The 9105-nt window shown below is 71.5% G+C and carries 7 protein-coding genes; 5 read left to right on the forward strand and 2 right to left on the reverse strand.

Annotated elements, in window-relative coordinates:
* Positions 1-23 precede the first annotated feature (23 nt).
* The gene (locus JFN87_RS13435; RefSeq protein WP_209340253.1) at positions 24-1754 is read right to left on the reverse strand and encodes an AMP-binding protein; all 1731 of its coding nucleotides are present in this window, start codon (positions 1752-1754) and stop codon (positions 24-26) included.
* Entirely contained in the window at positions 1751-3472 is a 1722-nt protein-coding gene (locus JFN87_RS13440; RefSeq protein WP_209340254.1) for an AMP-binding protein, read from the reverse strand. Before JFN87_RS13440 ends, JFN87_RS13435 begins: the two co-directional genes overlap by 4 nt.
* A gap of 120 nt (positions 3473-3592) precedes the next feature.
* Between JFN87_RS13440 and JFN87_RS13445 the strand changes: the two genes are divergently transcribed.
* The 5 genes from JFN87_RS13445 (at position 3593) to JFN87_RS13465 (ending at position 9078) form a co-directional block, all read left to right on the forward strand.
* Positions 3593-4417, forward strand: a complete 825-nt coding sequence (locus JFN87_RS13445; protein WP_209340255.1) for a helix-turn-helix transcriptional regulator — start codon at positions 3593-3595, stop codon at positions 4415-4417.
* 323 nt (positions 4418-4740) lie between these two features.
* The gene (locus tag JFN87_RS13450) at positions 4741-6021 is read left to right on the forward strand and encodes an ABC transporter substrate-binding protein (protein WP_209340256.1); all 1281 of its coding nucleotides are present in this window, start codon (positions 4741-4743) and stop codon (positions 6019-6021) included.
* Complete coding sequence (locus JFN87_RS13455; protein ID WP_209340257.1) at positions 6018-7010, forward strand: carbohydrate ABC transporter permease; 993 nt, start codon at positions 6018-6020, stop codon at positions 7008-7010. Before JFN87_RS13450 ends, JFN87_RS13455 begins: the two co-directional genes overlap by 4 nt.
* Complete coding sequence (locus tag JFN87_RS13460; RefSeq protein ID WP_209340258.1) at positions 7003-7845, forward strand: carbohydrate ABC transporter permease; 843 nt, start codon at positions 7003-7005, stop codon at positions 7843-7845. Before JFN87_RS13455 ends, JFN87_RS13460 begins: the two co-directional genes overlap by 8 nt.
* A 6-nt stretch (positions 7846-7851) precedes the next feature.
* The gene (locus JFN87_RS13465) at positions 7852-9078 is read left to right on the forward strand and encodes a Gfo/Idh/MocA family protein (RefSeq protein ID WP_209340259.1); all 1227 of its coding nucleotides are present in this window, start codon (positions 7852-7854) and stop codon (positions 9076-9078) included.
* Positions 9079-9105 lie beyond the last annotated feature (27 nt).

Below are 9105 nucleotides of genomic sequence, written 5' to 3' on the forward strand. Positions count from 1 at the left end.
CGTCGCGGTGGTGTCGGTCCGTGTCAGTCCGCCGCCGGGTCCGAGAAGCGCTCCCTCAGTTCGATCTTCCTGACCTTTCCGCTCACCGTCATCGGGAACGCGTCCACGACCTCCACCCGCCGCGGGACCTTGTAGTGCGCGAGTTCGCCCTCGCAGAACGCGGCGATCTCCTCGGCGCCCGGCGGGTCGCCGGCGTCGCGGGGGATCACGCAGGCGAGCACCTCCTCGCCGTAGCGTGCGTCCGGCACGCCCACCACCTGGACGTCGGCGATCTTCGGGTGCGTGTGCAGGAACTCCTCGACCTCGCGCGGATAGATGTTCTCGCCGCCCCTGATGATCATGTCCTTGATCCGGCCGACGATCTGGACGTAGCCGTCCTCCCTGATCACCGCCAGGTCCCCGGTGCGCATCCAGCGGGCCGCGTCCACCACCTCGGACGTGTGCGCGGGGTCGCGCCAGTAGCCGAGCATCACGCTGTACCCGCGGGTGCACAGCTCGCCCGCCTCGCCGCGCCGCAGCGTGACGCCCGTCGCCGGATCGACGACCTTGACCTCGATGTGCGGCAGCGCACGGCCCGCCGTGCCGGTGCGGCGCTCCAGGTCGTCGTCGGCGCGTGTCTGCGTGGACACCGGGGACGTCTCCGTCATGCCGTAGCAGATGGAGACCTCGGCCATGTTCATCTCGGCGACGACCCGCTTCATCACCTCGACCGGGCACGGGGATCCCGCCATGATCCCGGTGCGCAGCGAGGACAGGTCGTAGGAGGCGAAGTCCGGCAGGTCGAGCTCGGCGATGAACATCGTCGGCACGCCGTACAGGGAGGTGCACCGCTCTTGCTGCACGGCGCGCAGCGTGGCGCCCGCGTCGAACGAGGCGGCCGGGATCACGACGCAGGCGCCGTGCGAGGTGGCGCCCAGGTTTCCCATGACCATGCCGAAGCAGTGGTAGAAGGGGACCGGCAGGCACACCCGGTCGTGCTCGGTGTACCGCACGGTCTCACCCACGAAGTACCCGTTGTTGAGGATGTTGTGGTGGGAGAGCGTGGCCCCCTTGGGGAAGCCGGTGGTGCCGGACGTGTACTGGATGTTGATGGGGTCGTCGCAGGACAACTGGGCTTCCCGCTCCTGGAGTTCGCCGACCGTGGCGCCGTCGGCGGCGGACAGTAGCTCGTCCCAGCTCGGGTCGCCGATGTAGTGCACGGCCCGCAACCCGGGGCAGCGTGGCGCCACGTCCTCGACCATCGCACGGTAGTCGCTCGTGCGGTGCGCGAGCGAGGCCACGAGCAGGCACACTCCCGACTGGCCGAGGACGAACTCGAGTTCGTGGGCGCGGTACGCCGGGTTGATGTTGACCATGATCGCGCCGATGCGGGCCGTCGCGTACTGGACGAGCACCCACTCGGGGCAGTTGATCGCCCAGATGCCCACGCGGTCGCCCTTGGCCACCCCGCGTGCCAGGAGGGCGCGCGCCAGCTCCTCCACGTCGGCGCCGAAGCGCGCGTAGGTCCAGCGGCGGCCGGAGGGCACGTCGACGAGCGCCTCGCGGTCCGGGTGCGCGGCGATCGCGCGCGCGAGGTTCTCGCCGATGGTGTCGCCGAGCAGCGCGGTGGTGCCGGTGCCGTGCGTGTACGCGTACGGCACCGGCGCGCCGGCGTGGACCGTCGTGGTACCGGCGGGGGCCGTCGTGGTACCGGCGGGGGCCGTCGTGGTACCGGCGTGGGCCGTCGTGGTACCGGCGGGGGTCTGCGATGTCATGCCAGGTCCCCTTCCGCGTACTCCGCGGCGGAGCCCGCCGCGGTGGCCTCGCGCAGCTCGATCCTGCGGATCTTGCCGGACACCGTCTTCGGCAGGTCGGCGAACTCCAGCCGTTTGACGCGCTTGTAGGGGGCGAGCACGGCGCGCGAGTGCTCGAAGATCGCCTTCGCCGTCTCGGGCCCCGGCTGCCATCCCTCGGCGAGCACGACGTACGCCTTGGGCACGGCGAGCCGCACGGGGTCGGGCGCCGGCACGACCGCCGCCTCGGCGACCGCCGGGTGTTCCAGCAGGGCGCTCTCCAGCTCGAAGGGGCTGATCTTGTAGTCGCTGGCCTTGAAGACGTCGTCGGAGCGGCCCACGTAGGTGAGGTAGCCGTCGGCGTCCCTGGCGCCGATGTCGCCGGTGCGGTAGTAGCCGTTGGCCATGGCCTGGGCCGTGCGCTCCGGATCTCCGTGGTAGCCCGCCATCAGGCCGACGGGCCGGTGCGCGAGATCGAGGCTGATCTCGCCCTCGGCGGCGCCCGGTTCGCCGGTGACGGGGTCGAGCAGTTCGACGCTGAACCCGGGCAGCGGCCGCCCCATGGAGCCCGCCTTGAGCAGCTGGCCGGGCGAGTTGGCGATCTGCACGGCCGTCTCGGTCTGGCCGAACCCGTCCCTGATCGTGACGCCCCACTCGCGCCGTACCGTCTCGATGACCTCGGGGTTCAGCGGTTCTCCCGCCGCCACGGCCTCGCGCGGCGGGGTGCGCAGCTGGGAGAGGTCGGCCTGGATGAGCATCCGCCAGACCGTGGGTGGGGCGCAGAAGCTGGTGACGCCGGCGGCGTCCATCTCGGCCATGAGCCGGGTCGCGTCGAAGCGCGTGTAGTTGTGGATGAAGACCGTCGCCTCCGCGTTCCACGGCCCGAAGAGGTTCGACCAGGCGTGTTTGGCCCAGCCGGGCGAGGCGATGTTCAGGTGGACGTCGCCGGGGCGCAGGCCGATCCAGTACATGGTCGCGAGGTGGCCGATCGGGTACGAGACGTGCGTGTGCTCGACGAGCTTGGGCCGCGCCGTGGTGCCCGAGGTGAAGTACAGCATCAGCGGGTCGCCCGCCGCGGTGAGGCCCTCGGGACGGAACGACGCGGACGCGCCGTAGGCGTCCTCGTAGGCGAGCCATCCGTCCGGCGGGGCGCCGGCGCCGACCGCGATGCGCGTGTAGCGCCCGGGCACGCCGTCGAACTTGCCGGTGTCGGCGGCGCGCACGATCACATGGCGTGCGCGGCCGCGCTCGACCCGGTCGCGGAGGTCGAGCGTGCCGAGGAGCGGGGTCGCGGGGATGACGACGGCGCGCAGCTTGATGGCGGCGAGGGCCGTCTCCCACAGCTCGACCTGGTTGCCGAGCATCACCACGATGCGGTCGCCGGGCCTGACGCCCTGCTCGCGCAGCCAGTTGGCGGCCCGGTCGGACGCCTCGGCCATCTCGGGGAAGGTGCGCCGGGTGCGGGTGCCGTCCTCCTCGACGATGTGCAGGCAGTCCCTGTCCCGGTTCGCCGGATCGGCGGCGATCCGGTCGAACCAGTCGAGTGCCCAGTTGAAGTGGGTCGGGCGGGGCCAGACGAACCCCTCGTACGCGCCCGCGTAGTCCTCGCGGTGTGCGAGCAGGAAGTCGCGGGCCGCTCTGAACTCACCCGTCGGATCGCCCGGCCGGCCGCCGGGCCCTGTGGTGACGCCTGCCGTCATGTCTCGTCCTCCTCGTCGCCGGCCGGTCGCCGGACCCCTTACCCGCATCGTGCAATCAGTGATACAGGTCGGGACACCCCCGTACGGGGGTGACGCGGAAGACGCTGGAGGGACGCGGGCGTGACGGTGACGGACGAAGCCCTGGAGATCCGGTCCGCGCTGCTCGCGCTGCGCAGGTCGGCGGGGTTGCCCGTCGCCTTCGGCGGGCTGCTGCACGACGGGGCGAGCCTCAGGCTCACCGAGCTCACGGGCGCGTCGACGTCCGCGCTGAGCGGGTTGCTCATCTCGTCGGGCAACGGTGTGGGCGGGCGGGCGGTGGCGCTCGCCAGGCCGTGCGGGGTGGCGGACTACGCCCACGCGCGGCACATCAGCCACGAGTACGACGCGGCGGTGGCGGCGGAGGGGCTGCGTTCGGTGCTCGCGGTGCCCGTGGTGGTGCGGCGGCGGGTGCGCGGCGTGCTGTACGGCGCCCTCAGGGCGCCGCTGCCGATAGGCGACCGAGTCTTCGACGCGGCGGTCGCGGCGGCGCGTGACGTGGAGCAGGCCCTTGCGGTGCGTGACGAGGCGCGGCGCCTGCTGGCCTCGACGCGCGAGCCGGTGGCGGGCCCCGGGGCGTGGGAGGAGGTGCGGGCCGCGCACGGGGAGCTGCGGGCGCTTGCGCCGCGCGTCGCCGACCCGCACCTGCGGGCGGCGCTGCTCGCGGCGTGCGCGCGGCTGTCGGGCGCCGCGGCGCCCACCCCCGAGCGCCGGGTGGCGCTGACGCCGCGCGAGGTGGACGTGCTGTCCTGCGTGGCGGCGGGCGCGACGAACGCGTCGGCCGCCGAGGCGCTCGGTGTGCGTCCTGAGACGGTGAAGGCCTACCTGCGCTCGGCGATGCGCAAGCTGGGCGCGCACACCCGCCTCGAAGCGGTCGTGGCGGCCCGGCGCGCGGGGCTGCTGCCGTAGGTGCGCGCGCCGCGCGCCGCGCGCCGTCGCGGGCGTCACACGGGCCCGTGCCGGAACGGCCCGCGCCTCGGCGCCCCGTGGCGACGGCCCCGTACCGCGACGACGCTGCTGCTCGTACTGACTGCGGCGCACGCACCATGAGCATCCAGCGGCCCCACTTCTGCGCAGAGATGATTGAACATGCCCTTGACGCGTCATTTTTGAGCAATTAGCGTCCACGGACAAGTCGTCAAAGACCAGCGACCCACTGCTGCTCCGAGTACCGGTTGCCGCGGCCCCCACGCGGTTCCGTCTCCCGTCACCGGTTCCCAGAAAGGCTCCGCGTGCGCAGAAGAACCCTCCTCACGGCGGCCGCCACGACCGCGCTCGCGGCCGGGTGCGGCGGCCCCTCCGCCTCTTCCTCCTCCTCGAAGTCCGGGCGCGGCCGCCTCACCTACGGCGTCTGGGACGTGTACCAGATGGACGCCATGCGCCGGGCGGCCAGGGAGTTCGAGAAGACCCGCCCGGGGGTGAGCGTGGACGTGCAGCTCACCCCGAACGGCACGTACTGGACCAAGCTGCGCACCGCCTGCACCAGCGGTTCCGCACCGGACGTGTTCTGGATGAACGGCCCCAACTTCGGCCTGTACGCGGACGCCGGCCAGCTCCTGCCCCTGGAGACCAGCGGTGCGAACGCCGTGCTCGACCCGGACGACTACCCGGCCGACCTGGTCTCGCTCTACCGGTGGAACGGGACGCAGTACGGGGCGCCGAAGGACTTCGACACGGTCGCTCTCTGGTTCAACAAGGAGCTGTTCGACCGGGCGGGCGTCGACCATCCCGACGCGAGCTGGACGTGGCAGGACCTCATCGTCAACGCCCAGCGGCTGACCGACCGCAAGCGCGGCACGTACGGTCTCGCCGCGCCCGTCTGGGCGCAGGAGTACTACTACGACTCGATAGCCCAGGCCGGCGGCTGGGTGATCTCGAAGGACCGCAAGCACTCCGGCTACAGCGACCCGCGCACCCGGGAGGGCCTGCGACTGTGGGTGGACATGATCCACCGGTACAAGGCCTCGCCCACGCTCCAGCAGCTCACCGACACGGACGCGACACAGATGTTCCAGTCGGGGAAGGTGGCGATGGTGCAGGACGCCTCGTACAACGCGGCCACGTTCTACGCGGACCCGGAACTGCGCGCCAAGGTCGACGTGGCACCGCTGGCGAAGGGCAGGCGCCGCGCCACCATCATCCACGGGCTCGCCAACGTCGTGTACGCGCGCACCGCCCAGCCCGAACTCGCCCGGGACTTCGTGCGGTTCATGTCGGGCAGGCGTGCCTCGCTGATCCAGGGCAAGTACGGGACGGCCATTCCGGCGCGCAACGGAACGCAGCAGACCTGGGCCGACGCCATGCCGCGCTTCGACCTCAAGGTGCACCTGGACGCCGTCGGCTACTCGGTGCCGTACCCGATCTCGACCAACACCGCCGCGTGGTCGCACCAGGAACTGCGGTGGCTGGCCCGGGCCTGGAGCGGGGACGAGAGCCTCACCGACGCGACCCGCTCGCTCACCAAGGCGATGGACAAACTGCTCGCGCAGGAAGGGAAGGGCGGCGCCCGATGAGCATCGACACCCGTCCCACCGCGGCCGTGCCGGCGCCACGGGTCCCGGCCGCAGCGCCCGGCGACGCCCGCGCGCGGCGCAGGCGCGAGCGGCGGTTCCTGCACCGCGACAAGTGGTGGGGCTACGCCCTCATCGCCCCGGCGGGTCTCGGCCTCGCGGTCTTCTACCTGTGGCCGGTGGTCGAGACGCTGTACTACAGCTTCAACGACTGGGGCGCGTTCGGCGGTACCACCTGGACGGGCCTGTCCAACTACCGCACGCTGGTGACGGATCCGGAGTTCTGGCACTCGCTGGGCAACACCGCGATCTACACCGTGCTGGTGCTGCTCGGCATCCCGCTGTCCATGCTGCTCGCCGTCCTGCTCAACCTGAAGGGGATGCGCGGCACCGGGGTGTACAGGACGCTGTACTTCCTGCCCGTCGTCACCATGCCCGCGGCCGTCGCCGTGGTGTGGCGCTGGCTCTACAACGGCGATGTCGGGATCATCAACCAGGCGCTCTCCGTGGTCGGCGTGCACGGCACGTACTGGGTGTCCGACCCGGCCACCGTCCACTTCGCCGTCGCGGTGGTGGGCGTGTGGATGACCGTCGGGTACAACATGATCCTGCTGCTCGCCGGGCTCCAGTCCATCCCGCAGGACTACTACGAGGCGGCCTCCCTCGACGGGGCGGGGCGCGTGCGGCAGTTCTTCTCCGTCACACTGCCCTTGCTCAGCCCGACGGTGTTCTTCACGACGGTGCTGTCCGTCATCCAGTCCCTCCAGGTCTTCGACCTCGTCTACCTGATCCTGGGCGCCAACACCGGGGCAGGCATCACCAATCCGGCGTACACCGACGGCGAGACGGTCGTGATGCTGTTCTTCCAGAAGGCGTTCTACGACAACCAGCGCGGATACGGCGCGGCCATCGTGTGCGCGCTGTTCGTCCTGATCCTGGCGCTGACGGCCGTGCAGTTCCGCTTGCAGAAGAGGTGGGTCCACTATGGCTGAGACGACTCGGCGCGGCAGCCGCGAGGGCCGGCGGTGGCCGGCCCACCTGCTGCTCACGGTCGGCGCGGTGGTCACGGTCTTCCCGCTGCTGTGGGAGGTGCTGACCTCGCTCAAGAGCTTCGGCGAGTCCACGCGCGTGCCGCCGACGATCCTGCCGCGGCACTGGGACTGGTCGAACTACGCGACGGTGTTCTCCTCGATCCCGTTCGCCCACGAGTTCGTCAACACACTCCTCATGACGCTGCTGCGCACCGCGGCCCAGCTGCTGCTGTGCTCGATGGCCGCCTACGCGTTCGCGCGGATCCGCTTCCCGGGGCGCGGCCCGATCTTCCTCGCGTTCCTCGCCGTGCTGATGGTGCCCGGTGAGCTGTTCCTGCTGCCGCAGTACCAGATCATGCAGGACCTGGGCTGGCTCAACTCGCTGCAGGCGCTCGTCGTCCCCGGCATGTTCAGCGCTTTCGGCACGTTCCTGCTGCGCCAGTTCTTCATGGGCCTGCCGGTCGAGCTTGAGGAGGCGGCACGCCTCGACGGCGCCAACCCGTTCACCGTCTACTGGCGCGTCGCGCTGCCGCTGGCGCGCCCGGGACTGCTGGCCCTCGGCATCCTGACCTTCCTGTGGTCGTGGAACGACCTGATGTGGCCGCTGGTCGTCAACACCGACCCGGCGCAGATGCCGCTGTCCGCCGGGCTCGCCTCGCTCCAGGGCTCCCACCTCACCGACTACCCGGTGCTCATGGCCGGTTCCCTCCTCGCCACGCTCCCGGTGATCGTGGTCTTCGTCGCGATGCAACGACACTTCATCCAGGGCATCGCCTTCTCCGGAATGAAGGGCTGAACAACCATGACAGACACCTCCACGGACGCCACCGCGGGTGGCGGCACGCGCACCCGCGACCTGCGCCTGGCCGTGGTCGGCCTCGGAATGCGGGCCGGTCTGGCGCGCGCGGCGCACCTCCCGGGCGAGGGTTCGGCGGTGGTGGCGGCGGTCGACACCGACCCCGGCGCGCTCGGCCGGGCCCGCGAGTGGTTCGGGGACGACGTGCGCCTGTACGGCGGCCACCGGGAGCTGCTGGCCGCCGCGGAGGTCGACGCGGTCTTCGTCATCACCCCCGACGACACGCACGAGGCCATCGCGGTGGACCTGCTCGAAGCGGGCGTGGCGGTGTTCGTCGAGAAGCCGCTCGCCATCACCACGGAGGGCTGCGACCGCGTGCTCGAGGCGGCGAAGCGCGGCGGCAGCCGGCTGTACGTGGGGCACAACATGCGCCACATGCCAGTCGTGCGGGTGATGCGCGACCTGGTGCTGCGCGGCGAGATCGGCGAGGTGAAGGCCGTGTGGTGCCGCCACTTCGTGGGCCACGGCGGCGACTTCTACTTCAAGGACTGGCACGCGGACCGCAGCAGGACGACGGGCCTGCTGCTCCAGAAGGGCGCCCACGACCTCGACGTCATCCACTGGCTGGCCGGTGGCTACACGGAGCGCGTCGCGGCGCTCGGCGGGCTCACGCTCTACGGCGACATCGAGGACCGCTCGGGCCAGGCGCCGGGATCCGTGATGCCCGACTGGCTCGACCCGGAGCGCAACTGGCCGCCGCTGTCGAACACGGGCCTCAACCCGGTCGTCGACGTCGAGGACCTGTCGATGGTGGTGATGCGCCTGGACAACGGCGTGCACGCCAGCTACCAGCAGTGCCACTACACGCCCGACTACTGGCGCAACTACACGGTCATCGGCACCGAGGGGCGCCTTGAGAACTTCGGCGACGACGGCGAGAGCGCCGAGGTGCGCGTGTGGAAGCGCAGGAGCGACTACCGCGCCGACGCCGACCTGGTCGTCCCGATGCCGCCGGTGAGCGGCGGGCACGGCGGCGCCGACCCGCTGCTCGTGGCGGAGTTCCTGGAGTTCGTGCGCACCGGTGCCGACACGGACACCAGTCCGGTCGCCGCCAGGGAGGCGGTCGCGGCAGGTTGCGCGGCAACGGAGTCGCTGCGGGGTGACGGGCGCCCGGTGACGGTCCGTCGGACGCCGCCGGAGCTCGCCCGGTGGTTCGCCGACGGCCAGCGGTGACGGCCCCGCGGCTGCGGCGGGAGATCG

It is taken from the genome of Streptomyces montanisoli (assembly GCF_017813245.1).
Classification (GTDB): domain Bacteria; phylum Actinomycetota; class Actinomycetes; order Streptomycetales; family Streptomycetaceae; genus Streptomyces; species Streptomyces montanisoli.